A 26,067-nucleotide genomic window follows, 5' to 3' on the forward strand; every position below is an offset into this window, starting at 1 on the left:
TGGCAGATAGGGCTAATAAACTCGTTATTTAACGACGATATTAACGAGTTTGTTAGGTACCGCAATCACCTTCACGATTTCCTTACCGTCAATCTCCGCTTTAACTTTTTCATCCGCTAGAGCGATTTCTTGCAATTCTTCACGTGACAGGTCTTTAGCGACCATCAATTTGGCACGGACTTTACCTTTGATTTGGACGACGATTTCGATTTCATCTTCAACTAATTTGCTTTCGTCCCATGTTGGCCAAGCCACGTAAGAGATGGACTCACCTGTTGCTGCAACAGTTTGCCAGAGTTCTTCTGCCAAGTGAGGTGCAAATGGGGCGATCAATTGGATAAAGCCTTTGGCGTAGTCCACATAGAGTTTGTCTTCCTTATTAGCAGCGTTGACAAAGACCATAAGTTGGGCAATGGCTGTATTGAATTTCATGGACTCGATTTGCTCAGTGACAGATTTAACTGTTTCATTGTAAACCTTGTCAAGAGCACCATTGTTTTCCGCAGTGATTTCTTTACTTGTAATCAAACGATAAACACGGTCTAAGAATTTACGGCTGCCTTCTAACCCTTCTTCGCTCCAAGCGATAGATGCATCCAGCGGCCCCATGAACATTTCATAAACACGAAGGGTATCGGCACCGTATTGTTCCACCACATCGTCTGGGTTGACAACGTTCTTGAGCGATTTAGACATCTTAGCTGGCGCTTGCTCCAACTCTTCTCCTGTTTCCACATGGAAGAAAGAACCGTCACGTTTTTCAACCTTATCAGTCGCTACAAGAGCTCCACGGTGGTCACGGTAGCTTGTTCCCAAAATCATTCCTTGGTTAAAGAGTTTTTGGAATGGTTCCTTAGTCGGAACAACACCGAGGTCATAGAGGAATTTGTGCCAGAAACGAGCATAAAGCAAGTGAAGTACAGCATGCTCTGCACCACCCACATAGATATCTACTGGCAACCATTGTTTGAGGAGGTCCTCATCAGCCAATTTTTCTGTGTTATGTGGGTCGATATAGCGGAGGTAGTACCAACTCGAACCTGCCCATTGTGGCATGGTGTTGGTTTCACGACGACCTTTGACGCCATCTTCACGAGTTACTTCCAACCAGTCAGTCAAGTTAGCCAATGGACTCTCCCCAGTACCTGAAGGGCGAATGTCCTTGGTTACAGGCAAGACAAGTGGCAATTCATTTTCAGGGACAGCTGTTGAAGTTCCATCTTCCCAATGAATGATTGGAATTGGCTCACCCCAGTAACGTTGACGGCTAAAGAGCCAATCACGGAGACGGTAAGTCACCTTCTCTTGTCCACAACCTTTCTCTTCCAACCAAGCCACAATCTTAGCAATAGCGTCTTCTTTGTTAAGGCCATCTAGGAAGTCTGAATTGACATGAAGACCATCTTCTGTGTAGGCAGCTTCTGCTACGTTTCCACCTTCAAGTACTTCTACGATTGGGAGGTCAAATTGTTTGGCAAATTCCCAGTCACGTTGGTCGTGGGCTGGAACAGCCATTACTGCACCTGTACCATAGCTCGCAAGAACATAGTCGGCAATCCAGATTGGAATTTCCTTGCCATTGACAGGGTTGATGGCATAAGCGCCCGTCCAAACCCCTGTTTTTTCCTTGGCAAGGTCTGTACGAGCCAAGTCAGACTTGAGACTAGCTTGGTGTTTGTAGTCCGCTACAGCCTCAGCTTGTTCAGCTGTTGTGATGGCATCTACCAAGTCATGCTCAGGAGCCAAGACTGTGAAGGTCGCACCGAAAAGCGTATCAGGACGAGTAGTAAAGACGGTAAATTCCTTGTCAGTCCCTTTCACTTTAAAAGTGACATTAGCACCAGTTGATTTCCCAATCCAGTTACGTTGCATTTCCTTGATAGACTCTGGCCAATCCAACTCATCCAAGTCATTAAGCAAGCGCTCTGCATAGGCCGTGATTTTAAGCATCCATTGGCGCATCGGTTTGCGGACAACTGGATAGCCTCCACGCTCAGACGTTCCGTCAGGAAGGACTTCTTCGTTTGCGATAGCTGTTCCCAACTCTTCAACCCAGTTTACAGGCACTTCGGCTTCATAGGCCAAGCCTTTTTCGTAAAGCTTAGTGAAAATCCATTGCGTCCACTTATAGTAGTTTGGATCTGTTGTGTTGACTTCACGGTCCCAGTCGTAAGAGAATCCAAGCGCATTGATTTGGCGTTTAAAGTTGGCAATGTTTTCCGCTGTAAAGTCAGCTGGGTCATTCCCCGTATCCATAGCATACTGCTCAGCTGGCAAACCAAAGGCATCCCATCCCATTGGGTGAAGGACGTTGTATCCTTGCGCACGTTTGTAACGGCTGAGGATATCCGTTGCTGTATAACCTTCTGGGTGTCCTACGTGCAATCCAGCTCCTGAAGGATATGGGAACATATCGAGAGCATAAAACTTCGGTTTTGATGCATCTGTTCCTGTCTTAAATGTATGATGTTCTGCCCAGTAGCCCTGCCACTTAGGCTCAATTTCTTTATGATTGTAAAAACTCATGGTCTCTCTCCAATTTTATGATGTTACTATTATACCATTTTTAGGGGAATTTGAAAGACGAGAAATGTTCTTTTAGACTTGGATAACAAGAAATACTGAGGTCGCAAATCCACCTTATTTAACAGGAAAAAAATTAGCTCCTAATCGGAGCTAACTTCTATCAATTTTTTATTTCTTCCATCTTCTCACGTCCTAGCTCTCGATAACTACGGTCACCAACAACCTTAACGCTAAACTGACCGTCCTCATATTCAAGAATCGTCACGCTACCATTATCGAGGCCATGCGGATGCATACCATTAATCAAATAAACAATGGTCCCAATGGTCATTCCATGGCTTACGACGAGAGCATTGCCCCCACCTTGTTCTTCCATTTCTTTGGCAATCGCTTCAAAGCCTTCCTTGATTCGACCACTGAGTTTTTCCCAACCTTCAGCCCAGCCTGCAGTATCAACCTCAACTAGACCTTCTGCTAGCTCCGCATAGGACAACTGATGAACATGGTCTACATTGAAAATTCTCGGAATCAAGCCCATAAAGAGGTCCCCATCATAGGCCCCATCAAAACTACCAAAGCACCACTCTCTGATGCGCTTGTCCATGCGGTAAGGGATTTTTCCCTCCAAACCAAGTTCTTCTAGGATAATTCCCATAGTTTGAATGGTGCGCCCTGAATCACTGGAATAAGCGCGGTCAAATTGTAAACCAGACTCTCTCAAGCCAATTCCCAGTTCATGGATTCCCAACTCACCTTCTGCGGTTAGAGGCGTATCACTCCATCCTTGTGCACGTCCAATCGTGTTAAACATCGTTTTCCCATGACGGACCAAGTACAATCTTACTTTAGACATTTTCTATCCTCCATTTCTTCTATTATATCATGGAACAAAGAAATATTCGGCTTTCAAAAGCAAATCCAACATTTGTAAATTATCCAAAAGAAAAGCTACCCTCATGGTAGCTTCCCTAGGAGATTATTATGAAAAAGTTTAGGATTTCTATTAAATAAAGTTAGGAGGTCTTTATTTAATGATTATAGTATACACCGTCATCCTTAAACTCAACTTAAATCCTCTCACTTTTTATTAATTTTTAAAACTATGGATTGGCGCAGGAATTTGGCCACCGCGAGAGATGAAATCAACAGACGAAGCCCCGTTAACTTTCATCACTGGAGCTGTTCCTAGCAAGCCACCAAACTCAATCATATCGCCTTCTTTGCCTTTTGGAATAATACGGACAGCCGTTGTTTTCATGTTAATAACACCGATGGCCGCCTCATCCGCAATCATAGCTGCAATGGTTTCAGCAGGCGTATCTTCCGGAATGGCAATCATATCCAACCCGACAGAACAGATAGCCGTCAGGGCCTCAAGTTTCTCTAAATTCAGAGAGCCATTTTGCACCGCAGCAATCATCCCCTCATCTTCAGAAACGGGGATAAAAGCACCTGACAAGCCACCGACTTGGTTACAAGCCATCACTCCTCCCTTCTTAACTTGGTCATTCAAAAGAGCGAGGGCAGCCGTCGTCCCATGCGTACCAACTGTTTCTAGGCCCATTTCCTCAAGGACACGAGCCACAGAATCACCAACCGCAGGTGTTGGCGCCAAGCTTAGGTCAACAATACCAAAGTCAACACCAAGACGTTCACTCGCCATTTGCCCAACTAATTGACCGATACGAGTAATCTTGAAGGCCGTTTTCTTGACCGTCTCGGCTACTACATCAAAGCTCTGTCCACGAACCTTTTCCAAGGCACGCTTGACAACGCCAGGACCCGAAACACCAACATTGATGATGACATCTGCTTCACCGACACCATGGAAGGCCCCCGCCATAAAAGGATTGTCCTCAACAGCGTTAGCAAATACGACCAACTTAGCCGCTCCCATATCTGATAAGTTCGCTGTCTCCTTGATGATACGTCCCATATCTGCAACCGCAGTCATGTTGATACCTGACTTGGTTGAGCCAATATTAACAGACGAACAAACCTTGTCTGTCTCAGCTAGAGCGCGTGGGATAGAATTGATGAGAATTTCATCTCCTTTTTGGTAGCCTTTTTGTACCAAAGCTGAGAATCCACCGATAAAGTCAACACCAATCTCCTTGGCAGCCTTGTCAAGAGCCTTTGCCAAAACGACATAGTCCGTCGCATCAGTCGCAGCACCAATCAAGGAAATCGGAGTCACCGATACCCGTTTATTGACAATAGGAATCCCAAGTTCTGCAGCAATTTCATCTCCTACAGCCACTAGATTTGCAGCTTTAGTGGTGATTTTTTGGTAAATTTTTTCAGCAGCACGTTCAATATCTGGATCAATACAGTCCAAAAGGGAAATCCCCATGGTGATGGTTCTGATATCGAAGTTCTGCTCTTCGATCATGGCAATGGTTTCCGTAACTTGTCTAATATCCATGATAACCTCCTAGATATTGTACATAGCGTCAAAAATCGCTGCACTTTGAATATTGATTTTAACATTCAAGGTTTGCCCAAAACTTTCAAACTCATTTCTAAGAGTGGTAAAATCCTGCTTTTCGTCACTAGAAACGACCGCCATCATGGTAAAGTATTCATCCAGTACTGTTTGAGAAATATCGTCAATATTCAAACCCAACTCTGCAATCTTAGTAGATACACCTGCAACAATCCCAGCCTTGTCTTTGCCAACCACTGTAATAATAGCCTTCATCCTTATACCCCATCTCTACGATTATTAAAAAACCTGAACGTTTTTGATTTTCTTTTTACCTAGTATAGCATATTTCCATAGAAAATACTAAAAAACGCCTGCTTACGAAGTTGTTCTTAAGAAAAAAACAATTTCGTAAACAAGCGTCTACCCTATCAAATGATGATGAGTGTTCCCGCTAGGACCGAAGTCCCAGCGGTAGACCAGAGCTAGACTAAGAGCACAAGACTCCATCATCATAACACTCAACAAAATTGATGATTTTATACTAATTCGATGATCGCCATTGGCGCAGCATCACCACGACGTGGTTCAGTTTTAAGGATACGAGTGTATCCACCGTTACGTTCAGCATAACGAGGTGCGATTTCTGAGAACAATTTTTGAAGTGCTGTAGTAGAAGTGTACTTATCAGTTGCTTCATCATAGTTTTCAGATGCGATTTCATTACGTACAAAAGCAGCTGCTTGACGACGTGCATGCAAATCACCACGTTTACCTAGTGTAATCATTTTTTCAACAGTTTTACGGATTTCTTTAGCACGAGCTTCAGTTGTCACGATTGATTCGTTGATCAAAAGGTCAGTTGTCAAATCGCGAAGCATTGCTTTACGTTGTGAGCTAGTGCGTCCTAGTTTACGGTAAGCCATGTATTCCTCCTTTATTTATCTTTTAATCCAAGACCCAAGTCAATGAGTTTGAGTTTCACTTCTTCCAAACTCTTACGTCCAAGATTTCGTACTTTCATCATCTCTGCTTCAGATTTTTCTGTCAAATCATGCACCGTATTGATACCGGCACGTTTCAAACAGTTGTATGAACGCACAGACAAGTCCAGTTCCTCAATCGTACGATCCAAAATACGGTCGTCCGATTCAGTATCAGCTTCTTTCATCACTTCTGCAGATTTAGCAATCTCTGTAAGATTTGTAAACAAATCAAGATGTTCTGTCAAGATACGTGCTGAAAGCCCTAAAGCATCTTCTGGAATAATTGTTCCATTTGTCAAGATTTCAAGGGTTAATTTGTCAAAACCATCGTTACTACCTACACGAGCAGGTTCAACTTGATAGTTGACTTTTGTAACTGGTGTATAAATAGAATCTACAGCAAGTGTTCCAACTGGCGCATTATCTTTTTTGTTTTCATCAGCAGGCACATATCCACGACCACTGTTAACAGTCAATGTCGCCTTTAGAGAAGAACCTTCACCGATTGTAAAGAGATAATGATCTGGATTTACAATCTCAATATCACTGTCAGTCAAAATATCTCCAGCTGTAATTTCAGCAGGACCTTCAACGTCAAGCTCAATGATTTTTTCGTCTTCAACGTATGATTTCACTGCAATCCCTTTAATGTTCAGAATGATTTGCATCACGTCTTCACGAACACCTGGAACTGTGTCAAACTCATGTAACACACCATCAATGTTGATAGATGTCACAGCTGCCCCTGGTAGAGAAGCTAGTAGTACACGACGAAGAGAGTTACCAAGAGTTGTACCGTAGCCACGTTCAAGTGGTTCGATTACAAACTTGCCATAATCTTTATTTTCATCAATTTTTGTTATATTTGGTTTTTCAAACTCAATCATTTAGTTACTCCCTCTTAAACGAAAAGCAGTGTAATGCGATGATTATACACGGCGACGTTTTGGAGGACGAGCACCATTGTGTGGCACTGGAGTCACATCACGAATTGCTGTTACTTCAAGACCAGCGGCAGCAAGCGCACGAATAGCTGACTCACGACCAGAACCTGGACCTTTTACAGTAACTTCAACTGATTTAAGACCGTGTTCTTGTGCAGATTTAGCAGCAGCTTCAGAAGCCATTTGAGCAGCGAATGGTGTAGATTTACGAGAACCTTTGAAACCAAGAGCACCAGCTGATGACCAAGCAATTGCATTACCATGCACATCAGTAATCATAACAATAGTGTTATTAAATGTAGCGTGAATATGAGCAATACCAGATTCGATATTCTTTTTCACACGACGTTTACGTGTTGGTTTAGCCAAGACTTTTACCTCCTATATTATTTTTTCTTACCAGCAATCGCAACAGCTTTACCTTTACGAGTGCGAGCGTTGTTTTTAGTGTTTTGTCCACGGACAGGAAGTCCACGACGGTGACGAATACCACGGTATGAACCGATTTCCATCAAACGTTTAATGTTCAAGTTTACTTCACGACGAAGGTCACCTTCAACTTTGATTGCATCCACTTCACGACGGATAGCATCTTCTTGATCTGATGTAAGGTCACGTACACGAACATCTTCTGAGATTCCAGCAGCAGCCAAAATTTTCTTAGATGTTGAAAGTCCGATACCATAAACGTAAGTCAATGAGATTACTACGCGTTTGTCATTTGGAATGTCAACTCCAGCAATACGAGCCATGTTTTCTCCTTTCTATCTTATCCTTGACGTTGTTTGTGTTTTGGATTTGCTGGGCAAATTACCATAACACGACCATTACGACGAATTACTTTACAGTATTCGCAAATTGGTTTGACCGATGGTCTTACTTTCATTTCTTATCCCTCCAAGTTTTTCGATTATTTAAAGCGGTAAGTGATACGTCCACGTGTCAAGTCATATGGACTCATCTCGACAGTAACACGATCTCCCGCTAAAATACGAATATAGTTTTTACGAATTTTACCAGAAACTGTTGCTAAAATCTGATGTCCATTTTCAAGTTCAACCGTAAACATTGCGTTCGGCATTGTATCGACTACTTTGCCTTCAACTTCAATCACATCGTCTTTTGCCACGCAAAAGCACCTCCATAAATTTCGATTCGATGCCTCAAGACACAGAGGCAACAATTATAAGTCAGACTATTTCAGTATAACATTTGTCGCGATTTTTTGCAAGCATGAAAAACGCTTTATTTCAAATTTGTCAATACTTTTTCGATGTCTTTGAACACATCATTGATATCTTGATTTCCTTCGATATCATGAACTAAACCTTTAGCACGATAGTGAGCAATGATTGGTTCACCTTGTGCAATATTCACATCCAAACGACGCTTAACTGTCTCAGGTTTATCATCTTCGCGTTGGTAGTAATCCTCTTCTTTGTAGTCAACTGGTGGATTGAAAACTTTGTGGAAAGTTTCACCTGTTTTGCGGTGAATGATACGGCCACTCAAGCGTTCCAAGAGACAGTCTGGATTCACTTCGATGTTGATTACTCCTTCAAGTTCAATACCAAGTTCAGCCAATGTTTCATCCAAGGCATGGGCTTGTTCAATCGTACGTGGGTAACCATCTAACAAGAAACCTGTTTCTTTGATATCGTCCTGTGAAAGGCGTTCTTTAACAATACCATTTGTAACTTCGTCTGGGACCAACTCACCTTTGTCAATGTATGACTTTGCGAGTACACCCATTTCAGTTTGATTAGCCATTGCAGCACGGAACATATCGCCTGTTGAGATATGTGCAACATGGAATTTCTCCACAATTTTAGCTGCTTGCGTTCCCTTACCTGCTCCAGGTAAGCCCATAATCAAAAGATTCATGATAGGATCTCCTTATTTTGTATTTAAATAGAAGCAGAAATCTATTTCAACCCCTATTTAAAAACAAAATAGAAGAGAGGAGATAAAAATCTGACAAAGTCTTCGATTTTTACACTCCACTCTCTGAGCAATAGTCAATTTTATTTCCTATTACAACTATTCTGTTGTGTCTAAGAAACCAACATACTTACGTTTCAATAGATACCCTTCCAATTGTTTAATTCCTTCAATACCTGTCGAGATAATGATTAGTAGACTTGTTCCCCCAAAAGCAACAACTTCTGAAAGGCCAAATACATCTTTAGCTACGATAGGTAAGATAGAAATAACACCTAGGAAGAGAGAGCCGACGGTAGCAAGACGACGAAGAAGTTTCGACATGTATTCTTCTGTCCCTTTACCAGGACGGACCCCATGAATGTAGGCTCCACTCTTTTGCAAGTTTTCTGCTGCCTTCTCTGGATTGATCTGTACAAACGTATAGAAGAATGTAAAGAGAATGATCAACAAGGCATACATAGCAACACCTGTTGGAGATGTTGTAGATAACATTTCCTGTGCCGTACGTACCCAAGCCCAATCATGACCTGTAGCACTCAAAAATTGAAGAATGGCTGCAGGTGCTGCTGTAATGGAACTTGCAAAGATAACTGGGATAACCCCCGCTGGGTTCACCTTCAAAGGAAGGTATGAGCTTGATGGGGCTCCTTGAGCAACTTTTGTATATTGGATTGGAATTTTATATTCTGCCTGTTGAACAAAGGTTGTAAAGTAAACAATCAACAAGACAGCGATAATCAAAATAACGACAAAGATAATAGATGAAGTCAAACGGCTACTTGGAATATTGACGAAGTAGTCAACATAGATGCCTTTAATCATCTCAGGAATTGAAGCAACAATACCTGCAAAGATAATCATAGAAACACCATTTCCGTATCCCTTATCTGTAATTTGTTCCCCGAGCCAAGTTACAATCATACTACCTGCTGTGAGGATAATACCAATAGTAACAAAAACTTGTGGAGTTAAAGCTGTCGTTAATAATTTCGCTCCAGATAGAGTATTAAATCCTGCTGTAATCCCGATAGATTGAACAAATGCAAGCACAAGTGCAATATAACGAGTAGCTTGGTTTAGTTTTCTCCGTCCTACTTCCCCTTGTTTGCCCCATTCTACAAACTTCGGTAAAATATCCATTTGTAGCAATTGAACAACGATGGAAGCAGTGATATACGGACTTACTCCGAGTGCAAAAACGGAGAAGTTCTTCATGGCATTCCCTGAAACAAGACTAAGCATGTTCAAGAAAGATAAACCACTAAGAGCTTCTAAACTTTTTGCATTCACACCTGGAACAGTAATACTTGTCCCAATACGGAAAACAAGAATGATAAAAATCGTAAAGAGAATTTTTGATCGAACTTGTTTAACCTTGAGCGCTTCTTTTAATAATTTAAAAAACATGGGTCACCTCTCTTAGATGACTTCTACAGAACCACCTTTAGCAGTGATAGCTTCCTCAGCTGATTTAGAGAATTTAGCTGCTTTCACAGTCAATTTCTTAGTCAACTCACCGTTACCAAGAATTTTAACTCCTGATTTTTCAGCTTTCACAATTCCTGCTTCGATAAGCACAACTGGAGTCACTTCTGCACCGTCTTCAAAGACGTTCAATTGGTCAAGGTTTACAATTGCGTATTCTTTAGCGTTGATGTTAGTGAATCCACGTTTTGGAAGACGACGGAACAATGGAGTTTGTCCACCTTCAAAACCAAGGCGAACTCCGCCACCGCTACGAGCTTTTTGACCTTTTTGACCGCGACCAGATGTTTTACCGTTACCTGATGAAGTACCACGACCAACACGGTTACGTACTTTACGAGAACCTTCTGCAGGTTTCAATTCATGAAGTTTCATTATTTTTTTCTCCTCTTTTGTAAAATGCTAGCGCCGATAAGAGAGAAAAGGTTGTCTCCCTTATCAACTCGCCTATACATCGTCATCTAAGATGACTATACCTAGTTTTAGGGGATGAGTATTGCCACATCCCCTAAAAATTCATTAGTTTACTTCTTCAACTGTTACCAAGTGAGATACTGCAGTGATCATACCACGGATAGCAGCGTTGTCTTCTTTGATAACAGAGCTGTTCAATTTGCCAAGTCCAAGTGCTACAACAGTTTTACGTTGTGATGGAATGCGTCCGATTGGAGACTTAGTCAAAGTAATTTTAATTTGAGCCATTTTATCCCCTTTCTTATGCCAAATCAGAAACTGAAATACCACGAAGGGCAGCAACTTCTTCAGCGCGTTTCAATTGTTTCAAACCTTCAACAGTTGCGCGAACAATGTTGATTGGAGTGTTAGAACCAAGTGATTTAGATGTAATATCTGCCACACCTGCCAATTCCACAACGGCACGAACTGCACCACCAGCGGCAACTCCAGAACCTTCTACAGCAGGTTTCAACAATACTTTAGCTCCACCGAATTCTGAAAGAACTTCGTGTGGGATTGTTGTTCCAACCATAGGAACTTCAATCAAGTTTTTCTTAGCATCTTCTACTGCTTTGCGGATTGCTTCTGGAACTTCTTGAGCTTTACCAGTACCAAATCCTACACGACCGTTGTGGTCACCGACAACAACAAGAGCTGCGAAACGAAGACGACGTCCACCTTTAACAACTTTTGTAACACGGTTGACAGCAACTACGCGTTCTTCTAATTCAACTGCATTGTCTTTAAATGCCATTTTCTAGTGTCCTCCTATTAGAATTTCAATCCGTTTTCACGAGCTGCATCAGCCAAAGCTTTCACACGTCCGTGATATAGATATCCACCGCGGTCGAACACCACTTCTGAAATACCTTTAGCGTTTGCACGTTCTGCAACGAGTTTACCGACAGCAACGGCTTGTTCAGTTTTAGTTCCTTTTGAAACTTCTTTGTCAAGAGTTGAAGCACTTGCGAGCGTTACACCCGCTACGTCATCAATCACTTGAGCGTAGATGCCTGTATTAGAACGGAATACGTTCAAACGTGGGCGATCAGCAGTTCCAGAGAGTTTTCCGCGAACGCGACGGTGGCGTTTTTGACGGAGTTTGTTTTTATCTGGTTTAGAAATCACAGTTTTCACCTCTTTAGTTTTAAATCGCGTGCTATGCACAAAGTTGGAAAATAGGTTGGTGGTTGAAAATCAACAACTCAACATTATTTACCTGTTTTACCTTCTTTAAGACGAACGTACTCTCCAACGTAACGAATACCTTTACCTTTGTAAGGTTCTGGTGAACGAAGGCTACGTACGTAAGCAGCTGTTTGCCCAACCACTTCTTTTGAAATTCCGCTAACAACAATTGTTGTTGGGTTTGGAAGTTCAAAAGTAATCCCTTCTGGAGCTTCAACTTCATCTGGATGAGATTTACCAACAGCCAAAACAAGTTTTGATCCTTGAAGTTGTGCACGGTAACCAACCCCACGCATTTCAAGTTCTTTCTTAAATCCTTCTGATACACCAATTACCATGTTATTCAAAAGGGCACGAGTAGTTCCGTGGATAGTTTTCATTTCTTTTGAATCGTTTGGACGGTGAAGAGTTACTTCAGTACCTTCCACGCGAATTTCAATATCTTTTGAGAACTTACGAGTAAGTTCTCCTTTAGGTCCTTTTACAGTTACTACGTTGTCATTGTTAGTGACTTCAACACCAGCAGGCAACACGATAACTTTATTACCAATACGTGACATGTTTATTTTCTCCTGTTAAATTGTCAGGCCTTGACGGCCAGTTTTCACGGGGTTAAATCGATTTCTCGATTTAAAGGAACATTTAGGTTTCAATTTCAAAGTGAATCTAGGCATCGTCTCGCAGGCATAACTTTGGGTTAGGCAAGAGACGATAACGAAGAGTCACAAAGAAATTGGGAGCTAAATATTACCAAACGTAAGCGATAACTTCTCCACCAACGTTCTTTTGACGAGCTTCTTTATCAGTAAGCAAACCTTCAGAAGTTGAAAGGATAGCAATTCCAAGTCCGTTAAGAACTTTTGGAAGATCTTCACGTTTTTTGTAGACACGAAGTCCTGGTTTAGAAACACGTTTCAAGTTAGTGATAACTTTTTCACCGTTTGGTCCGTATTTAAGGAATACACGGATGATGCCTTGTTTGTCATCTTCGATGATTTCAACGTTTTTTACAAAACCTTCGCGTTTAAGGATTTCAGCAATCCCTTTTTTGATGTTTGATGCAGGTACTTCAAGTACTTCGTGTTTCGCTTGGTTAGCGTTACGAATACGAGTTAGGAAGTCTGCGATTGGGTCAGTCATAACCATTTTGTTTTTCTCCTCTTACTAGTAGTTTGCAAGTTGCACTTGCTAGTTAATGATTGAGCTGGGCTCAGATAGTATTGACACATTCAAATGAGAGAACTCTTATTTGAACACGAGCTACAACCTGTGCAAAAAAGATAAATTTGTTTTGGAGCATCGCTCCCTCACCAAATTTCCTATTTTCGCTGTGGTTGTTACGCTCTTTGTATCATGATATTACCAAGATGCTTTTGTTACACCAGGAATTTGTCCTTTGTAAGCTAATTCACGGAAGCAAACACGGCAAAGTTTAAATTTGCGGTAAACTGAATGTGGACGACCACATTTTTCACAACGAGTATAAGCTTGAGTAGAGAACTTCGCTGGACGTTTGTTCTTAGCAATCATTGATTTTTTAGCCATTAGATTTACCTCCTATATTATTTTGCAAAAGGCATTCCAAGGCCTGTAAGCAATGCGCGTGACTCTTCGTCAGTGTTAGCAGTTGTTACGATAACGATGTCAAGACCACGAGTTTTGTCAACGTCATCAAAGTTGATTTCTGGGAAGATCAATTGTTCTTTCACACCAAGAGTGTAGTTTCCGCGTCCATCAAATGATTTTGTTGGAACACCGTGGAAGTCACGCACACGTGGAAGTGAAACTGAAACCAATTTATCCAAGAATTCGTACATACGTTCCCCACGAAGGGTAACTTTTGCACCGATCGCTACACCTTCACGAAGACGGAAGCCGGCGATTGATTTTTTAGCTTTAGTGATAAGTGGTTTTTGACCTGAGATAAGCGCCAATTCTTCAGCAGCTTTTTCAAGGCTTTTAGCGTTTGATACAGCTTCACCAACACCCATGTTCAAAACGATCTTATCTACTTTAGGCACAGCCATCACTGATGAGTAGTTGAATTGTTCTGTCAAAGCAGGAACTACTTCATTAAGATATTTTTCTTTTAAACGATTTGCCATTATACTTCTCCTTTCCTTCGTGATTAATCAAGCACTTCGCCTGATTTTTTGTTGTAGCGAACTTTTTTACCGTCTACAAATTTGTAACCAACACGACCAGCTACACCATTTTTGTCCAATACTTGAACGTTTGATACGTGGATAGCTGCTTCTTTCTCGATGATACCACCTTGAGGAAGCTCGTTAGTTGGACGTTGGTGTTTCTTAACGATGTTAACACCTTCAACGATAACTTTGTTTACTTTTGGAAGGGCAGTAAGGACAACAGCTTCTGTTCCCTTATCTTTACCAGCGATTACGCGAACTTTGTCGCCTTTTTTTACAAACATTAGGTTTCTCCTTGATTTTTCTTACGCCCACAAGGGCACCCTAGCTTGAAGCTAGGGGACTAGTTTGTTTCTAAAAATTAAAGTACTTCTGGAGCAAGTGACACGATCTTCATGAAGCCACCTTCACGCAATTCACGTGCAACTGGGCCAAAGATACGTGTTCCGCGAGGAGTTTTGTCATCACGGATGATAACAGCTGCATTTTCGTCAAACTTGATGTATGAACCATCAGCGCGACGAGCACCTGATTTAGTACGAACGATAACAGCTTTTACAACGTCACCTTTTTTAACCGCACCACCAGGAGTAGCTTGTTTTACAGATGCCACAATGACATCACCGATGTTCGCAAATTTACGTTTAGAACCACCAAGAACTTTGATAGTCAAGATTTCGCGTGCACCGCTGTTGTCTGCGACTTTCAAACGAGTTTCTGTTTGAATCATTTCAGTTTTCTCCTTTCAGGCTTGATTAGATGATAACCGCTTCTTCAACAACTTCTACAAGACGGAAACGTTTTGTAGCTGAAAGCGGGCGAGTTTCCATGATACGTACGATATCGCCTTCTTTGGCAACATTGTTTTCATCATGTGCTTTGTATTTTTTAGAGTAGTTAATACGTTTACCATAGACTGGGTGGTTACGTTTTGTTTCAACTACAACTGTGATTGTCTTGTCCATTTTGTCAGATACAACACGTCCAACAAGAACTTTACGATTATTGCGTTCCATTGAAATTTCTCCTTCCCTAGTCTATTATTTCGCTTCAGATTGAACTGTTTTGATACGAGCGATTTGTTTTTTAACTTCTTTCAAGCGAGCTGTTTGTTCCAATTGACCAGTAGCAGCTTGGAAACGAAGTTCAAACAATTCTTTTTTCAATTCGTTTTCGCGCTTCGCGAGTTCTTCTTGAGAAAGACCACGAAGTTCTTTAACAAATTCTTTTACTTCATTAAGTTTCATGCCTTCTCCTTATTCTGCTTCACGTTTTACGAATTTAGTTTTAACTGGCAATTTGTGGCTTGCAAGACGAAGCGCTTCACGTGCAATCTCTTCAGATACACCAGCGATTTCGAACATCACTTTACCACGTTTAACTGGTGCTACCCAACCTTCAGGTGCCCCTTTACCAGATCCCATACGCACACCGATAGCTTTAGCAGTGTATGATTTGTGTGGGAAGATTTTAATCCAAACTTTACCACCACGTTTCATGTAACGAGTCATGGCGATACGAGCAGCTTCGATTTGGCGGTTAGTGATCCAGTGGCTAGTTGTAGCTTGAAGACCGTATTCACCGAATGCTACTTCTTTTCCACCTTTTGCTTCACCGCGCATTTTTCCACGGAATTCACGACGGTGTTTAACACGTTTAGGTACTAACATTGGTTATTTACCTCCTTTAGTGTTTTTACGAGCTGGAAGAACTTCACCACGGTAGATCCATACTTTAACACCAAGTTTACCGTATGTAGTATCTGCTTCTTCCCAAGCGTAATCGATATCTGCACGAAGTGTGTGGAGTGGAACAGTTCCTTCTGAGTATCCTTCAGCACGGGCAATATCTGCACCGTTCAAACGACCTGATACTTGAGTTTTGATTCCTTTAGCTCCAGCACGCATTGCGCGTTGGATTGCTTGTTTTTGTGCACGACGGAAAGCAACACGTTGCTCCAATTGACGAGCAATTCCTTCACCTACAAGGTGAGCATCCAAATCAGGTTGTTTGATTTCGATGATGTTGATGTGTACTTGTTTTCCAGTCAATTTGTTAAGTTTTGCACGGAGTGCATCAACGTTAGCGCCACCTTTACCGATAACCATACCTGGTTTAGCAGTGTGAAGTGAAACGTTAACTTTGTTCACTGCGCGTTCGATTTCGATAGTTGAAACTGCTGCGTCAGCAAGTTCTTTTTGAACGAATTTACGGATTGCAAGATCTTCATGAAGGTAATCCGCGTATTCTTTTTCAGCATACCATTTGGCATCCCAATCACGGATGATGCCGACACGCATACCAATTGGATGTACTTTTTGACCCACGATGTTACCTCCTTATTTTTCTGCAACAGCTACAGTGATGTGAGCTGTACGTTTGTTGATTGGTGAAGCTGAACCTTTCGCACGTGGACGGAAACGTTTCATAGTTGGTCCTTCGTTTGCGAATGCCTCAGATACTACCAAGTTAGCTTTGTCCAAACCAAAGTTGTTTTCAGCGTTAGCTACAGCTGAATTCAAAACTTTCAAGATGATTTCAGCAGCTTTGTTTGGAGTGAATGTCAAGATTGCAATAGCGTCGGCTACGCTTTTACCACGAATATTGTCAAGAACAAGACGTGATTTACGAGGTGAAACACGTACTGTACGAGCCATTGCTTTAGCTGAAGTAATTTCTGCCATTTATGTTCTCCTTATTTTCTACGTGTTTTCTTGTCGTCTGCAGCGTGACCTTTGTAAGTACGAGTTGGTGCGAATTCACCAAGTTTGTGACCTACCATGTCTTCTTGGATGTAAACAGGTACGTGTTTACGTCCGTCATAAACTGCAATAGTGTAACCAATGAAACTTGGGAAGATCGTTGAACGACGTGACCAAGTTTTGATAACTTTTTTCTTTTCGTCGTTAGCTTGAGCTTCAACTTTTTTCATCAAATGCTCATCGACGAAAGGTCCTTTTTTAAGACTGCGTCCCATTTTTATGTTTTCTCCTTTAAATATTGTACCACAGCGGCTTGCGCTCACATGGAGCGCTACCGAGCTGGCGGATTTCCTAGTTGCTTAAGCGACTAGTTTACTATTATTTCTCGTTGCGACGACGAACGATAAGTTTGTCAGATTTCGCTTTCTTGTTACGAGTTTTAAGACCAAGAGCAGGTTTGCCCCATGGAGTAGATGGCGCTTTACGACCAACTGGTGCTTTACCTTCACCACCACCGTGTGGGTGATCGTTAGGGTTCATTACAGAACCACGAACCGTTGGGCGGATACCTTTCCAACGGCTACGTCCTGCTTTACCAAGGTTTACAAGTCCATGTTGTTCGTTTCCGACAACACCAACTGTAGCACGACAAGTTCCAAGAATCATACGAACTTCGCCAGATTGAAGACGAACAAGAACGTATTTACCTTCTTGACCCAATACTTGAGCAGAAGCTCCAGCCGCACGGACCAATTCTCCACCACGGCATGGTTTCAATTCGATGTTGTGGATCAAAGTACCAACTGGGATGTTAGCAAGCGGAAGAGCGTTTCCGACTTTGATATCTGCTTCAGGACCTGAAACGATACGTTGACCAACTTCAAGACCTTTTGGAGCGATGATGTATGCTTTCACACCGTCAGCGTAGTGCACAAGAGCGATGTTTGCAGAACGGTTTGGATCGTACTCGATAGTTTTAACAACTGCTTCAACGTTGTCTTTGTTACGTTTGAAGTCAACCAAACGGTAGAAACGTTTGTGCCCACCACCTTGGTGACGAACAGTGATACGACCGTTGTTGTTACGACCAGCCTTGTTCTTCAAAGCAACAAGCAATGATTTTTCAGGAGTGCTTGTTGTGATTTCAGCGAAATCCAAAGAAGTCATATTACGGCGACCGTTTGTTGTTGGTTTATAAACACGAATTCCCACGATATTTCCTCCTTAGATTATTCAGCTTCAGCAGCAAACAACTCGATTGCTTTTGAATCAGCTGTAAGAGTGATGATAGCTTTTTTAGTTTTGTTAGTAAAACCAGTGTAACGTCCAACACGTTTAGCTTTAGGTTTTACGTTGATTGTGTTGACATTTGCAACTTTAACACCTTCAAAAGCAGCTTCAACAGCTTGCTTAATCAAAAGTTTGTGTGCACGAGTGTCAACTTCAAATACATACTTTCCTGCTTCAAGTTGAGCCATTGAGCTTTCAGTGATAACAGGTTTTTTGATAACATCATACAAATTCATTATGCAAGAACCTCCTCGATTTTAGAGATAGCTGCTTGAGTAACAAGAAGTTTGTCACTATTTGCGATGTCAAGAACACTTGCAGTTGTAGCGGTCGCAACTTTCACGTTTGGAAGGTTACGAGCTGAAAGAGCTGCGAATTCGTTTCCTTCTTCAAGAATAACAAGGACTTTAGAATCGATGCTCAAAGCTGCAAGAACTTTTGCAAATTCAGCAGTTTTTGGAGCTGTAAATTCAAGAGAATCAACGGCTACAAATTTGTTTTCAGCAACTTTTTCTGAGTAAACAGATTTAAGCGCAAGGCGACGAACTTTTTGAGGAAGTTTGTACGCATAGCTACGTGGAGTTGGTCCGAAGACAGTTCCACCACCACGCCATTGTGGAGAGCGGATAGAACCTTGACGAGCACGTCCAGTTCCTTTTTGACGCCATGGTTTGCGTCCGCCACCTGAAACAGCTGAGCGATTTTTGACTGCGTGAGTTCCTTGACGAAGGCTAGCACGTTGGCTGATGATCACATCAAACACAACAGATTGGTTTGGTTCAATACCAAAGATTGCATCGTTAAGAACAACTTCGCCAGCTTGTTTACCAGTTTGGTCGAATAATGTTACATTTGCCATTTTGACTGTATTCCCCTTTCCTTATTATTTACCAGCTTTAACTGCTGACTTGATAGTGATAAGAGATTTCTTAGCACCTGGTACGTTACCTTTGATAAGGATAACGTTCTTTTCTGGAACAACTTGTACAACTTCAAGGTTTTGAATTGTCACGCGGTCGCCACCCATACGTCCTGCAAGGTTTTTACCTTTGAACACGCGGTTAGGTGCAACAGGTCCCATAGAACCTGGACGACGGTGGTAACGAGAACCGTGAGCCATTGGTCCACGTGATTGTCCGTGGCGTTTGATAACACCTTGGAAACCTTTACCTTTAGAAGTACCAGTTACGTCAACAACGTCTCCAGCTGCGAATGTTTCAACTGTGATTTCAGTACCAACTTCCAAGCCTTCAACGTTTTTGAATTCACGAATGAAGCGCTTAGGAGCCGTGTTAGCTTTCGCTACATGTCCTTTAGCAGGTTTGTTGCTCAATACTTCGCGTTTGTCATCAAAACCAACTTGGATAGCGTTGTATCCGTCTGTTTCAACAGTTTTAACTTGAAGAACAACGTTTGGAGTTGCTTCAATAACTGTTACAGGGATCAATTCGCCAGCTTCAGTGAAGATTTGAGTCATTCCCACTTTTTTCCCTAAGATTCCTTTTGTCATGAGAAAATAGTTCCTTTTCTATATTTTTTATTCAAAAAGTTTTTAACGAGCGTTTTTCATGCTCAAGGTTTCAAACTTTGGATTAAAGCTTGATTTCTACGTTTACACCACTTGGAAGATCCAATTTCATCAAAGCATCAACTGTTTTTTGAGTTGGGTTAACGATATCGATCAAACGTTTGTGTGTACGCATTTCAAATTGTTCGCGAGAGTCTTTGTATTTGTGAGTCGCACGAATGATTGTGTAGAGGCTACGTTCAGTCGGAAGTGGGATTGGACCCGCAACTTGTGCACCTGTACGAGTAGCTGATTCTACGATTTTTGCAGCCGCTGTGTCAAGCGTACGGTGTTCGTAAGCTTTCAAACGGATACGGATTTTTTTGTTTGCCATCTTTTTCTCCTTTTCGTCTATTTAAGATAATAGGCTAGCTCCACAAGAAAACCGACGCGCGTTGCGTGGCAATGCAACCGAGCGTGTCGCAACCTCTTGCATCAAAGCTAAGGCTGTATTTTACAGCACCATAATAGAATAACACAAAGCCCCTGCGATTGCAAGGGATTTGTTAGGTTTTTTTCGTTTTTTTGGGATGAAACTGTTTTCTATTTTTATCTTTCCGAGATTACGGATTTATATCTATAAAAAACTGTCTTTTCTTCTATACAATACGAGTCATTTTGACCTTGAATTTATCTTCTGATTGATCTACTAAGATATCTGCTTTAGACTCGGCTTCTCTATAGTAACACAGATACTGCTCCCGTCTCATCTGATGGCTAGCTAATACAAAAGATGCATCGCGATTTCTCATAGTTGTATCTCGAGCTAAGCGCCTCTTTAATTCGGTCTCCTCATCCGTGTAGAAACAGATAGTTTTGTCAAAGAGTTCCTTAGGTAGAAAACCCACAGACATCCCTTCAACAATCAGAATCGGTTTGGCTCCAGATAAGATCTCGCTAGCCTTCCACGGTTCATCGATTGTTAAGACATCCATACCTGCCTGCAAGGCGAGAATATCTCTCTGCAAACTTGCCAGTTCATGCGCCGCTGGCAGACAAGCTGTTACCTTTTGATCAGGTGCTTGCTTTGGTATTACCAGGTGACGTTCTGAAGTGATATAGGGATCTGTTTCTAGTAAATTTACTGTAGTAGAATCTAGGGCCTGATATAATTCCTGAGCGAAGGTTGACTTGCCTGAAGCTCCATGACCGTAAATCCCCAGCGTCCTAACCCTTCCCGTTTCAATCTCTGAAACCAGTTGTTCTATCAGGTCTTTTTTCTTCATTCTCTCTTCACCTGTTCATAGCTTTCTTTTCCGTCATTAAGCTTGTCCCAAATCACCACTTGCCCACTTTTGAGAGATTTTTGCACATCGATAATCCGTTGATTAGAGGAACCTCGAAACTGGAGCATGAGATTGCGCTTGCTTTTATCATACCGTCCATCGACAAGGATGTCAATCAGCGATAAGAGTTCCAGTTTATCTGGAGTCTCCAGCATCATTTCTTCCCACGTGTAGCCCGTCCAGGACCAGATGTCTTTGTCTGGCAATTCCTTTCGAATGCGTTTAACGAGTGGTAAGAGAATACCCGTATTAAGAAAGGGCTCTCCTCCTAGCAAGGTCAAGCCTTGAACATAAGGTTGGGCAAGATCTTCCATGATCTGTTCTTCTAACTCTGGCGTATAGGGAATGCCTGCGTTGAAAGACCAAGTCGCAACATTATAGCACCCTTCGCAGTGAAACATGCAACCTGATACATAGAGAGAATTGCGCACACCTTCTCCATCGACAAAGTTAAAGGCCTTGTAATCAATGATCCGCCCTTTACTAAGCTCCTCACTTTTCCATTCACCTGGTTTTGGTGTATTCCATGTCATCCTTTTACTCCAAATCTATCCAGTAACGTTCTACGCCATTGCGAACATCTTCAAACACTCCGCCATTTGATACAATCACCGCCCTACTAGCAGGATTTCCCGTACTACAGGTCACAAGTGCTTGTTTAATATTCTTCTCCTTGACAACTTGCAAGCCTTGTCGGAGAGCTTCTTTGGCATAACCCTTGCCTCTTTCAGAGGGACGGATGGAATAGCCGATATGTCCGCCTTCTTCCAATAAGAAGTCATTGAGCCGCAATCGGATATTGAGAAATCCTACAGCTTGACCATCTATCGAAAAAGCGACTAACTGAATATCAGGCACCCACCCTTCAGACAAATTAATTCCCATTTCATGATCCTGATTGTTTTTTAACCACTCTTCATAAACAAAATTCTCAGCATCCCAAAATCCGCCATCATGGGCTGATTGAGTCTGTTCAAACTCTGCCATCATCTCTAAAACAGCTTCCTTATCCGCCAATATCGGTCTGCGTAGTTCCATATTCCCCTCCCACCTAAGAGAAAAGTGAGAGCAGACTCTCACTTTTATTTTTTCTTGTTCTTGTTTAAAAACTGTTCTCTGAGGTTGAGCAAGCGTTCTTTTTTACCTGTTCCACCTTTCGAGTGTTTCTCGTGATAACGGGTCACTTGTGCGCGTCCCTTATCGTCTAATTGGTATTTCCCCATTCCGTCTCTTTCTAGTTTGTTACTTTATGTCCAGGTGTCTTAATGGTTGAACCATTCATATGTTTCACACGCGCAGCGATTTCCTTGTGGCGTCCATTAACCATCGGACGCGCTTGAGGATTTCCCAGATAACCACACGTACGTTTGACCACATCTACTGTTTTAGGGTCGCTATTGCCACAGTTTGGACAAGCAAATCCTCGCTCAGTCGGTTCAAAATCCCCTTCAAAGTCACACTTGTAGCAACGATCAATCGGAGTATTGGTCCCTAGATAGCCGACACGGTCATAGGCATAGTCCCAAACAGCTTCCAAGGCTTTAGGGTTTTGTTGAAGAACTGGATACTCACAATAATGGATGAAACCACCTGACGCACCTGCTTCTGGATAAACTTTCTCAAAGTCTAATTTTTCAAACGGTGTTGGATTTTTACGAACATCGTAGTGGAAAGAGTTGGTGTAGTATTCCTTGTCCGTGATGTCCGGAATAGAGCCGAACTTCTCTGTATCCAAGCGACAGAAGCGGTCTGTCAGACTTTCAGACGGTGTGGAGTAGATAGAGAAATGGTAACCATATTGGTCAGACCACTCTTCCACACGACGTTTCATATCGCGAATGATATCCAATGTGAATTCCTTGGCTTCAGGATTGCTTTCCCAGCTATTTCCAAAGAAGACTGTAGCCACTTCATACAAACCGATGTAGCCCAGCGAAACTGTCGCGCGGCGATTCTTAAAGAGTTGATCTACACTTTCTTCTTTTCCGAGACGGCGACCGAAGGCTCCGTACTGATAAAGGATAGGGGCATTCGCTGGTGTTGCTTCCTTGGTCCGTTCAACACGGTAAACCAGAGCATCTTCTGCGATATTCATCCGCTCATTGAAGATTTCCCAGAACTTATTCATGTCGCCCTCAGACTCAAGGGCAATGCGAGGAAGGTTGACCGTCACAACACCTAAATTCATCCGACCAGAATTGACTTCTACGCCATTCTCATCCTTCCATCCTTGAAGGAAAGAACGGCAGCCCATAGGTACCTTGAAAGAACCAGTCAACTCGATAATCTTATCATAGGATAAGACATCCGGGTACATCCGTTTGGTTGCACACTCGAGGGCCAACTGTTTGATGTCATAGTTTGGAGTTCCTTCTTCCAAGTTAAGGCCTCTTTTAAGCGTAAAGATGAGTTTAGGGAAGATGGCTGTGCGGTGTTCTGAACCAAGCCCCTTGATACGAATGGTCAAGATAGCTTTTTGAATTTCCCGTTCAAAACGACTAGTTCCCAGACCAAAACCTAGTGAAGTAAAAGGTGTTTGTCCATTTGAAGTGAAGAGGGTGTTGATTTCATACTCAAGAGATTGCATGGCATCATAGATGTCTTTTTGGGTTTTCTTCCAAGCATAATCATCCCGTTTTTCAGGCAAGACCCATTCTTCCGCATCTTTGAGGTGCTTTTGGTAATTCTTCTCTGCATAAGGTGCCAAGACTTCATCGATACGGTCAGCTGAACAGCCCCCGTACTGGCTAGAAGCAACGTTGGCGATGATTTGTGAAATCTGAGCGGTCGCAGTCTGGATAGACTTGGGACTCTCTACCTCTGCATTACCAATTTTAAAGCCATTTTCCAACATGCCTTTAAAATCAATCAAACAGCAGTTGGTCATAGGTGTATAGGGACTATAGTCCAAATCATGATAGTGGATATCCCCTTTTTGGTGAGCATTGGCTACGTGCTTAGGAAGCATTTGCAATCCGATTGATTTCCCCACAATCCCTGCTGTCAAATCACGTTTAGTGTTAAAGACATCGCTGTCTTTATTGGCATTTTCATTGACAACTGCCTGATCTTTATTGAGAAGTTTATGAATGCTAAAGTTGATATCTGTCGCTTTTGAGCGCTCAAAATCCCTCTGTGTCCGATAAGTGATATACTCTTCAGCCAAGGCATATTCTTTGGCTTCGAGAAGTTCATGTTCTACGATATTCTGAATCTCATAAATCTTCACACCTTTAGGGAAACGACTATGAATTTCGGTAACGATTCTTTCAACTAGACCATTTAGGCGTTTTTCTACTAGAGGCGTAACGTCCATAACCTTTTCCGCCGCCTTGTGGAGAGCCTTGTCAATCTTGTCTACATCAAATACTACACGTCTACCATCTCGTTTTTCAACGAACAAGGTGGGAACGGTTGCAAGCTTTTCTTCTAATACAATCATATCCATGCTCTTTTCTAAAATATTGTTGAATAGTTTATATTCAGTATTATACCACTCTAAAAATAAAAATCAACATCTTGTGTCAAAAATCCTAAAATTTTTAAAATTCCACAAGATATTGATTTTGTTATTTAGATTTATAAAGCTTGAATTCACTAGTATCTGTCTGAACAAGCTCATAGTTTTCGCTGAGCCAGCTCTCTACATCCGACCACAAGGCAACTTTTTGATTGACCATAATCATCTTCGGTTCATTCTCTTTCAGGTCATTCATCAGCTTAGTTTTATTTTCGTCATTTGCAGTATAAAGTGTTGGCGTCACTAGAGAGGTCGGTGCCAAGCGTTCGCTTGTACGATAGAAATCTGGACGATCATCCCATGCATAGACACGATCTTCAGAACTCGTTTGTTGTTTGACTACGCTAGCAAGTCGCTCTCTCTCCTGATAAGTCACCGGGTGCGAAAGGTAGCGACTCGCGATAGGGAGAACGATGAGGTAGACAAGGGCAATCAGTGGTAGATAGAAATTTCTTTTGAGGAAAGAGACTTTTTTCTCACGTCTTCTTCTACGACGACTGCCTCCATCAGAAACATTCTCTTTGATCCCTGTCAGAAGGAGTAGGGTCAAGAAAGGAAGGAGAGCAACGAGATGAGTACCGTTGACAGGTTCTTTTGAGAAAATCAAGAGCCCCAAAGAAAGTAATAAGCCCAAACTAGCAGCAATTGATAGGGAATACTGCTTAGCTGGTTTTGACTGGAACAAACCAGAAAAGAGCAAAGTAAGGGAACCTAGCCCAATGGCAAGCAAGCCGTAGAAGGCTGTATTTTCAAGCAAATGCGCATTTGAAAAGAGGCTAAGAGTATTTACCGGATACAAGGTCTGGCTAATGGCATCCCCAAAACTACCTGTTAATACTGTATAGTAGCCTAAAGGATAGAATAAGAGTGAGAACCCTAAGGCTGACGCAAAAAATTGATATAAACCATGAACAAAGTGACCTTTGCCTAAGTTAAAACCGATAATTCCCAAGGCTAGTGTAGCTGCAAATAAGGCTGTTGGGATTGGCGCAAGGAAGAAAGCAAGTGCAAGGCTCATACCAACACGTAAAAATCCTTTGTCATCGTTTGGATAAGCTAGATAGTTCGTAACAATGCTAAGTGAATAAAATAGGAAAGGCAAGGCTAGCAAGAGAGCATAGCCACCACCAAAAGCGAGACCTGCTACCAACAAATTAAACACAAACACAAGCTGCTTGGCTTCTTCTACTCGGCCTGTAAGAGTATCCGCAGATTTAAAAAGAAAAACACCTGCTCCAAATAAGGCTAACCACTTAACCAAAGCAATCAGAATACTGCCTTGTGAAAGATAGGTAAGCAGGTAATAGAGCAATCCCTCCGTCCCAAAATAATCGGTATACATTTGACCATTTTGATGCAAGGCCCAACCGGTATAAAGATCCTGAGTTTGTTGTGGGCTTACTAAACCAAAAATAAGGGGGATAACCACAGAAATAGCTGTAGCCACTAAACTCCAAAGCAAGATACTAAAAAAGGGAATCGGAGCTCCTTCTCGCTTTTCTGGAACGGACCAGTCTTGGTAATGAGATTCTTCTTGTTTCTCATCTATTTTCCCGTATACATTCATTCAATTTCTCCTCTAAGTTTATCTGTTTTAG

At 42.0% G+C, this 26,067-nt stretch carries 39 protein-coding genes; all 39 read right to left on the reverse strand.

What is annotated here, in order from left to right:
- Positions 1 to 24 precede the first annotated feature (24 nt).
- On the reverse strand, positions 25 to 2,526 hold the full coding sequence (gene leuS, locus DB729_RS02430; RefSeq protein ID WP_109289605.1) for a leucine--tRNA ligase: 2,502 nt from the start codon (positions 2,524 to 2,526) through the stop codon (positions 25 to 27).
- A 160-nt stretch (positions 2,527 to 2,686) separates the two neighbouring features.
- The gene (locus DB729_RS02435) at positions 2,687 to 3,379 is read right to left on the reverse strand and encodes a histidine phosphatase family protein (protein ID WP_109289604.1); all 693 of its coding nucleotides are present in this window, start codon (positions 3,377 to 3,379) and stop codon (positions 2,687 to 2,689) included.
- A 234-nt stretch (positions 3,380 to 3,613) separates the two neighbouring features.
- Positions 3,614 to 4,951, reverse strand: coding sequence for a PFL family protein (locus DB729_RS02440; RefSeq protein WP_109289603.1), 1,338 nt, complete (start codon positions 4,949 to 4,951; stop codon positions 3,614 to 3,616).
- Positions 4,952 to 4,960: 9 nt separating this feature from the next.
- Entirely contained in the window at positions 4,961 to 5,227 is a 267-nt protein-coding gene (locus DB729_RS02445; RefSeq protein ID WP_000644110.1) for an ACT domain-containing protein, read from the reverse strand.
- A gap of 263 nt (positions 5,228 to 5,490) precedes the next feature.
- The gene (gene rplQ / locus DB729_RS02450) at positions 5,491 to 5,877 is read right to left on the reverse strand and encodes a 50S ribosomal protein L17 (RefSeq protein ID WP_000331493.1); all 387 of its coding nucleotides are present in this window, start codon (positions 5,875 to 5,877) and stop codon (positions 5,491 to 5,493) included.
- Positions 5,878 to 5,888: 11 nt separating this feature from the next.
- A complete protein-coding gene (locus tag DB729_RS02455) occupies positions 5,889 to 6,824 on the reverse strand; it encodes a DNA-directed RNA polymerase subunit alpha (protein WP_109289602.1) in 936 nt (311 codons plus the stop codon).
- A 42-nt stretch (positions 6,825 to 6,866) separates the two neighbouring features.
- A complete protein-coding gene (gene rpsK, locus DB729_RS02460) occupies positions 6,867 to 7,250 on the reverse strand; it encodes a 30S ribosomal protein S11 (protein WP_001118385.1) in 384 nt (127 codons plus the stop codon).
- Positions 7,251 to 7,267: 17 nt separating this feature from the next.
- Positions 7,268 to 7,633, reverse strand: a complete 366-nt coding sequence (gene rpsM / locus DB729_RS02465) for a 30S ribosomal protein S13 (RefSeq protein WP_000090786.1) — start codon at positions 7,631 to 7,633, stop codon at positions 7,268 to 7,270.
- 17 nt (positions 7,634 to 7,650) lie between these two features.
- Positions 7,651 to 7,767: a 50S ribosomal protein L36 gene (gene rpmJ / locus DB729_RS02470; protein ID WP_001808836.1), complete on the reverse strand. Its 117-nt coding sequence runs from the start codon at positions 7,765 to 7,767 to the stop codon at positions 7,651 to 7,653.
- Positions 7,768 to 7,791: 24 nt separating this feature from the next.
- The gene (gene infA, locus DB729_RS02475) at positions 7,792 to 8,010 is read right to left on the reverse strand and encodes a translation initiation factor IF-1 (RefSeq protein ID WP_001029883.1); all 219 of its coding nucleotides are present in this window, start codon (positions 8,008 to 8,010) and stop codon (positions 7,792 to 7,794) included.
- Positions 8,011 to 8,126: 116 nt separating this feature from the next.
- Positions 8,127 to 8,765: an adenylate kinase gene (locus DB729_RS02480; RefSeq protein ID WP_001050426.1), complete on the reverse strand. Its 639-nt coding sequence runs from the start codon at positions 8,763 to 8,765 to the stop codon at positions 8,127 to 8,129.
- Positions 8,766 to 8,921: 156 nt separating this feature from the next.
- On the reverse strand, positions 8,922 to 10,232 hold the full coding sequence (secY, locus tag DB729_RS02485; protein WP_109289601.1) for a preprotein translocase subunit SecY: 1,311 nt from the start codon (positions 10,230 to 10,232) through the stop codon (positions 8,922 to 8,924).
- A 12-nt stretch (positions 10,233 to 10,244) separates the two neighbouring features.
- Positions 10,245 to 10,685 (reverse strand): 50S ribosomal protein L15, encoded by a 441-nt coding sequence (gene rplO / locus DB729_RS02490; RefSeq protein WP_000766089.1) that lies wholly within the window; start codon positions 10,683 to 10,685, stop codon positions 10,245 to 10,247.
- 144 nt (positions 10,686 to 10,829) lie between these two features.
- On the reverse strand, positions 10,830 to 11,012 hold the full coding sequence (gene rpmD, locus DB729_RS02495) for a 50S ribosomal protein L30 (RefSeq protein WP_000057241.1): 183 nt from the start codon (positions 11,010 to 11,012) through the stop codon (positions 10,830 to 10,832).
- 13 nt (positions 11,013 to 11,025) lie between these two features.
- Positions 11,026 to 11,520, reverse strand: a complete 495-nt coding sequence (gene rpsE / locus DB729_RS02500; RefSeq protein WP_000874204.1) for a 30S ribosomal protein S5 — start codon at positions 11,518 to 11,520, stop codon at positions 11,026 to 11,028.
- Between the two features lie 17 nt (positions 11,521 to 11,537).
- A complete protein-coding gene (gene rplR, locus DB729_RS02505) occupies positions 11,538 to 11,894 on the reverse strand; it encodes a 50S ribosomal protein L18 (protein WP_000624044.1) in 357 nt (118 codons plus the stop codon).
- 83 nt (positions 11,895 to 11,977) lie between these two features.
- Positions 11,978 to 12,514, reverse strand: a complete 537-nt coding sequence (rplF, locus tag DB729_RS02510; RefSeq protein WP_000086642.1) for a 50S ribosomal protein L6 — start codon at positions 12,512 to 12,514, stop codon at positions 11,978 to 11,980.
- Between the two features lie 187 nt (positions 12,515 to 12,701).
- A complete protein-coding gene (gene rpsH / locus DB729_RS02515; protein ID WP_000245504.1) occupies positions 12,702 to 13,100 on the reverse strand; it encodes a 30S ribosomal protein S8 in 399 nt (132 codons plus the stop codon).
- 213 nt (positions 13,101 to 13,313) lie between these two features.
- Positions 13,314 to 13,499 carry a type Z 30S ribosomal protein S14 gene (locus DB729_RS02520; protein WP_001085697.1) on the reverse strand — a complete coding sequence of 62 codons (186 nt, stop codon included), beginning with the start codon at positions 13,497 to 13,499 and terminating at the stop codon, positions 13,314 to 13,316.
- Between the two features lie 17 nt (positions 13,500 to 13,516).
- Positions 13,517 to 14,059: a 50S ribosomal protein L5 gene (rplE, locus tag DB729_RS02525; protein WP_000013542.1), complete on the reverse strand. Its 543-nt coding sequence runs from the start codon at positions 14,057 to 14,059 to the stop codon at positions 13,517 to 13,519.
- Positions 14,060 to 14,082: 23 nt separating this feature from the next.
- The gene (gene rplX / locus DB729_RS02530; protein ID WP_000497691.1) at positions 14,083 to 14,388 is read right to left on the reverse strand and encodes a 50S ribosomal protein L24; all 306 of its coding nucleotides are present in this window, start codon (positions 14,386 to 14,388) and stop codon (positions 14,083 to 14,085) included.
- 77 nt (positions 14,389 to 14,465) lie between these two features.
- Positions 14,466 to 14,834 carry a 50S ribosomal protein L14 gene (rplN, locus tag DB729_RS02535; RefSeq protein WP_000616547.1) on the reverse strand — a complete coding sequence of 123 codons (369 nt, stop codon included), beginning with the start codon at positions 14,832 to 14,834 and terminating at the stop codon, positions 14,466 to 14,468.
- A gap of 25 nt (positions 14,835 to 14,859) precedes the next feature.
- Positions 14,860 to 15,120: a 30S ribosomal protein S17 gene (rpsQ, locus tag DB729_RS02540; RefSeq protein ID WP_000440801.1), complete on the reverse strand. Its 261-nt coding sequence runs from the start codon at positions 15,118 to 15,120 to the stop codon at positions 14,860 to 14,862.
- Positions 15,121 to 15,144: 24 nt separating this feature from the next.
- A complete protein-coding gene (gene rpmC, locus DB729_RS02545) occupies positions 15,145 to 15,351 on the reverse strand; it encodes a 50S ribosomal protein L29 (protein ID WP_000772918.1) in 207 nt (68 codons plus the stop codon).
- Positions 15,352 to 15,360: 9 nt separating this feature from the next.
- Positions 15,361 to 15,774: a 50S ribosomal protein L16 gene (gene rplP, locus DB729_RS02550; protein WP_000960947.1), complete on the reverse strand. Its 414-nt coding sequence runs from the start codon at positions 15,772 to 15,774 to the stop codon at positions 15,361 to 15,363.
- A 3-nt stretch (positions 15,775 to 15,777) separates the two neighbouring features.
- Complete coding sequence (rpsC, locus tag DB729_RS02555) at positions 15,778 to 16,431, reverse strand: 30S ribosomal protein S3 (protein ID WP_000529936.1); 654 nt, start codon at positions 16,429 to 16,431, stop codon at positions 15,778 to 15,780.
- A gap of 12 nt (positions 16,432 to 16,443) precedes the next feature.
- Positions 16,444 to 16,788 (reverse strand): 50S ribosomal protein L22, encoded by a 345-nt coding sequence (rplV, locus tag DB729_RS02560; protein ID WP_000818137.1) that lies wholly within the window; start codon positions 16,786 to 16,788, stop codon positions 16,444 to 16,446.
- A gap of 11 nt (positions 16,789 to 16,799) precedes the next feature.
- Positions 16,800 to 17,081, reverse strand: a complete 282-nt coding sequence (gene rpsS, locus DB729_RS02565; protein WP_000533766.1) for a 30S ribosomal protein S19 — start codon at positions 17,079 to 17,081, stop codon at positions 16,800 to 16,802.
- 103 nt (positions 17,082 to 17,184) lie between these two features.
- Positions 17,185 to 18,018 (reverse strand): 50S ribosomal protein L2, encoded by an 834-nt coding sequence (gene rplB, locus DB729_RS02570; protein WP_109289600.1) that lies wholly within the window; start codon positions 18,016 to 18,018, stop codon positions 17,185 to 17,187.
- 17 nt (positions 18,019 to 18,035) lie between these two features.
- A complete protein-coding gene (locus DB729_RS02575; RefSeq protein WP_001055347.1) occupies positions 18,036 to 18,332 on the reverse strand; it encodes a 50S ribosomal protein L23 in 297 nt (98 codons plus the stop codon).
- Positions 18,332 to 18,955: a 50S ribosomal protein L4 gene (gene rplD / locus DB729_RS02580; protein WP_000024550.1), complete on the reverse strand. Its 624-nt coding sequence runs from the start codon at positions 18,953 to 18,955 to the stop codon at positions 18,332 to 18,334. The genes DB729_RS02575 and rplD overlap by 1 nt, the downstream gene beginning before the upstream one ends.
- A 24-nt stretch (positions 18,956 to 18,979) precedes the next feature.
- The gene (gene rplC / locus DB729_RS02585; protein WP_000160200.1) at positions 18,980 to 19,606 is read right to left on the reverse strand and encodes a 50S ribosomal protein L3; all 627 of its coding nucleotides are present in this window, start codon (positions 19,604 to 19,606) and stop codon (positions 18,980 to 18,982) included.
- Positions 19,607 to 19,688: 82 nt separating this feature from the next.
- Positions 19,689 to 19,997 (reverse strand): 30S ribosomal protein S10, encoded by a 309-nt coding sequence (gene rpsJ / locus DB729_RS02590; protein ID WP_001284513.1) that lies wholly within the window; start codon positions 19,995 to 19,997, stop codon positions 19,689 to 19,691.
- A gap of 265 nt (positions 19,998 to 20,262) precedes the next feature.
- Positions 20,263 to 20,889 (reverse strand): uridine kinase family protein, encoded by a 627-nt coding sequence (locus DB729_RS02595; RefSeq protein ID WP_109289599.1) that lies wholly within the window; start codon positions 20,887 to 20,889, stop codon positions 20,263 to 20,265.
- Positions 20,886 to 21,482, reverse strand: a complete 597-nt coding sequence (gene nrdG / locus DB729_RS02600) for an anaerobic ribonucleoside-triphosphate reductase activating protein (protein WP_000220164.1) — start codon at positions 21,480 to 21,482, stop codon at positions 20,886 to 20,888. Before nrdG ends, DB729_RS02595 begins: the two co-directional genes overlap by 4 nt.
- A gap of 4 nt (positions 21,483 to 21,486) precedes the next feature.
- Positions 21,487 to 21,987: a GNAT family N-acetyltransferase gene (locus DB729_RS02605; RefSeq protein WP_109289598.1), complete on the reverse strand. Its 501-nt coding sequence runs from the start codon at positions 21,985 to 21,987 to the stop codon at positions 21,487 to 21,489.
- A 44-nt stretch (positions 21,988 to 22,031) separates the two neighbouring features.
- Positions 22,032 to 22,172, reverse strand: a complete 141-nt coding sequence (locus DB729_RS02610; RefSeq protein WP_000521625.1) for a hypothetical protein — start codon at positions 22,170 to 22,172, stop codon at positions 22,032 to 22,034.
- Positions 22,173 to 22,183: 11 nt separating this feature from the next.
- Positions 22,184 to 24,391: an anaerobic ribonucleoside-triphosphate reductase gene (gene nrdD, locus DB729_RS02615; RefSeq protein WP_165442216.1), complete on the reverse strand. Its 2,208-nt coding sequence runs from the start codon at positions 24,389 to 24,391 to the stop codon at positions 22,184 to 22,186.
- 127 nt (positions 24,392 to 24,518) lie between these two features.
- The gene (locus DB729_RS02620) at positions 24,519 to 26,036 is read right to left on the reverse strand and encodes a damage-inducible protein CinA (RefSeq protein ID WP_109289596.1); all 1,518 of its coding nucleotides are present in this window, start codon (positions 26,034 to 26,036) and stop codon (positions 24,519 to 24,521) included.
- Positions 26,037 to 26,067: the final 31 nt, after the last annotated feature.

The sequence above is a fragment of the Streptococcus halitosis genome (assembly GCF_003143695.2).
GTDB lineage: Bacteria > Bacillota > Bacilli > Lactobacillales > Streptococcaceae > Streptococcus > Streptococcus halitosis.

Coding starts and splice junctions, on each gene's coding strand:
- leuS (WP_109289605.1), bottom strand. CDS start 2,526: ATGAGTTTTTACAATCATAAAGAAATTGAGCCTAAGTGGCAGGGCTAC.
- DB729_RS02435 (WP_109289604.1), bottom strand. CDS start 3,379: ATGTCTAAAGTAAGATTGTACTTGGTCCGTCATGGGAAAACGATGTTT.
- DB729_RS02440 (WP_109289603.1), bottom strand. CDS start 4,951: ATGGATATTAGACAAGTTACGGAAACCATTGCCATGATCGAAGAGCAG.
- DB729_RS02445 (WP_000644110.1), bottom strand. CDS start 5,227: ATGAAGGCTATTATTACAGTGGTTGGCAAAGACAAGGCTGGGATTGTT.
- rplQ (WP_000331493.1), bottom strand. CDS start 5,877: ATGGCTTACCGTAAACTAGGACGCACTAGCTCACAACGTAAAGCAATG.
- DB729_RS02455 (WP_109289602.1), bottom strand. CDS start 6,824: ATGATTGAGTTTGAAAAACCAAATATAACAAAAATTGATGAAAATAAA.
- rpsM (WP_000090786.1), bottom strand. CDS start 7,633: ATGGCTCGTATTGCTGGAGTTGACATTCCAAATGACAAACGCGTAGTA.
- rpmJ (WP_001808836.1), bottom strand. CDS start 7,767: ATGAAAGTAAGACCATCGGTCAAACCAATTTGCGAATACTGTAAAGTA.
- DB729_RS02480 (WP_001050426.1), bottom strand. CDS start 8,765: ATGAATCTTTTGATTATGGGCTTACCTGGAGCAGGTAAGGGAACGCAA.
- secY (WP_109289601.1), bottom strand. CDS start 10,232: ATGTTTTTTAAATTATTAAAAGAAGCGCTCAAGGTTAAACAAGTTCGA.
- rplO (WP_000766089.1), bottom strand. CDS start 10,685: ATGAAACTTCATGAATTGAAACCTGCAGAAGGTTCTCGTAAAGTACGT.
- rpmD (WP_000057241.1), bottom strand. CDS start 11,012: ATGGCTCAAATTAAAATTACTTTGACTAAGTCTCCAATCGGACGCATT.
- rpsE (WP_000874204.1), bottom strand. CDS start 11,520: ATGGCATTTAAAGACAATGCAGTTGAATTAGAAGAACGCGTAGTTGCT.
- rplF (WP_000086642.1), bottom strand. CDS start 12,514: ATGTCACGTATTGGTAATAAAGTTATCGTGTTGCCTGCTGGTGTTGAA.
- rpsH (WP_000245504.1), bottom strand. CDS start 13,100: ATGGTTATGACTGACCCAATCGCAGACTTCCTAACTCGTATTCGTAAC.
- DB729_RS02520 (WP_001085697.1), bottom strand. CDS start 13,499: ATGGCTAAAAAATCAATGATTGCTAAGAACAAACGTCCAGCGAAGTTC.
- rplE (WP_000013542.1), bottom strand. CDS start 14,059: ATGGCAAATCGTTTAAAAGAAAAATATCTTAATGAAGTAGTTCCTGCT.
- rplX (WP_000497691.1), bottom strand. CDS start 14,388: ATGTTTGTAAAAAAAGGCGACAAAGTTCGCGTAATCGCTGGTAAAGAT.
- rplN (WP_000616547.1), bottom strand. CDS start 14,834: ATGATTCAAACAGAAACTCGTTTGAAAGTCGCAGACAACAGCGGTGCA.
- rpsQ (WP_000440801.1), bottom strand. CDS start 15,120: ATGGAACGCAATAATCGTAAAGTTCTTGTTGGACGTGTTGTATCTGAC.
- rpmC (WP_000772918.1), bottom strand. CDS start 15,351: ATGAAACTTAATGAAGTAAAAGAATTTGTTAAAGAACTTCGTGGTCTT.
- rplP (WP_000960947.1), bottom strand. CDS start 15,774: ATGTTAGTACCTAAACGTGTTAAACACCGTCGTGAATTCCGTGGAAAA.
- rplV (WP_000818137.1), bottom strand. CDS start 16,788: ATGGCAGAAATTACTTCAGCTAAAGCAATGGCTCGTACAGTACGTGTT.
- rpsS (WP_000533766.1), bottom strand. CDS start 17,081: ATGGGACGCAGTCTTAAAAAAGGACCTTTCGTCGATGAGCATTTGATG.
- DB729_RS02575 (WP_001055347.1), bottom strand. CDS start 18,332: ATGAATTTGTATGATGTTATCAAAAAACCTGTTATCACTGAAAGCTCA.
- rplD (WP_000024550.1), bottom strand. CDS start 18,955: ATGGCAAATGTAACATTATTCGACCAAACTGGTAAACAAGCTGGCGAA.
- rplC (WP_000160200.1), bottom strand. CDS start 19,606: ATGACAAAAGGAATCTTAGGGAAAAAAGTGGGAATGACTCAAATCTTC.
- rpsJ (WP_001284513.1), bottom strand. CDS start 19,997: ATGGCAAACAAAAAAATCCGTATCCGTTTGAAAGCTTACGAACACCGT.
- DB729_RS02595 (WP_109289599.1), bottom strand. CDS start 20,889: ATGAAGAAAAAAGACCTGATAGAACAACTGGTTTCAGAGATTGAAACG.
- nrdG (WP_000220164.1), bottom strand. CDS start 21,482: ATGACATGGAATACACCAAAACCAGGTGAATGGAAAAGTGAGGAGCTT.
- DB729_RS02605 (WP_109289598.1), bottom strand. CDS start 21,987: ATGGAACTACGCAGACCGATATTGGCGGATAAGGAAGCTGTTTTAGAG.
- DB729_RS02610 (WP_000521625.1), bottom strand. CDS start 22,172: ATGGGGAAATACCAATTAGACGATAAGGGACGCGCACAAGTGACCCGT.
- nrdD (WP_165442216.1), bottom strand. CDS start 24,391: ATGATTGTATTAGAAGAAAAGCTTGCAACCGTTCCCACCTTGTTCGTT.
- DB729_RS02620 (WP_109289596.1), bottom strand. CDS start 26,036: ATGAATGTATACGGGAAAATAGATGAGAAACAAGAAGAATCTCATTAC.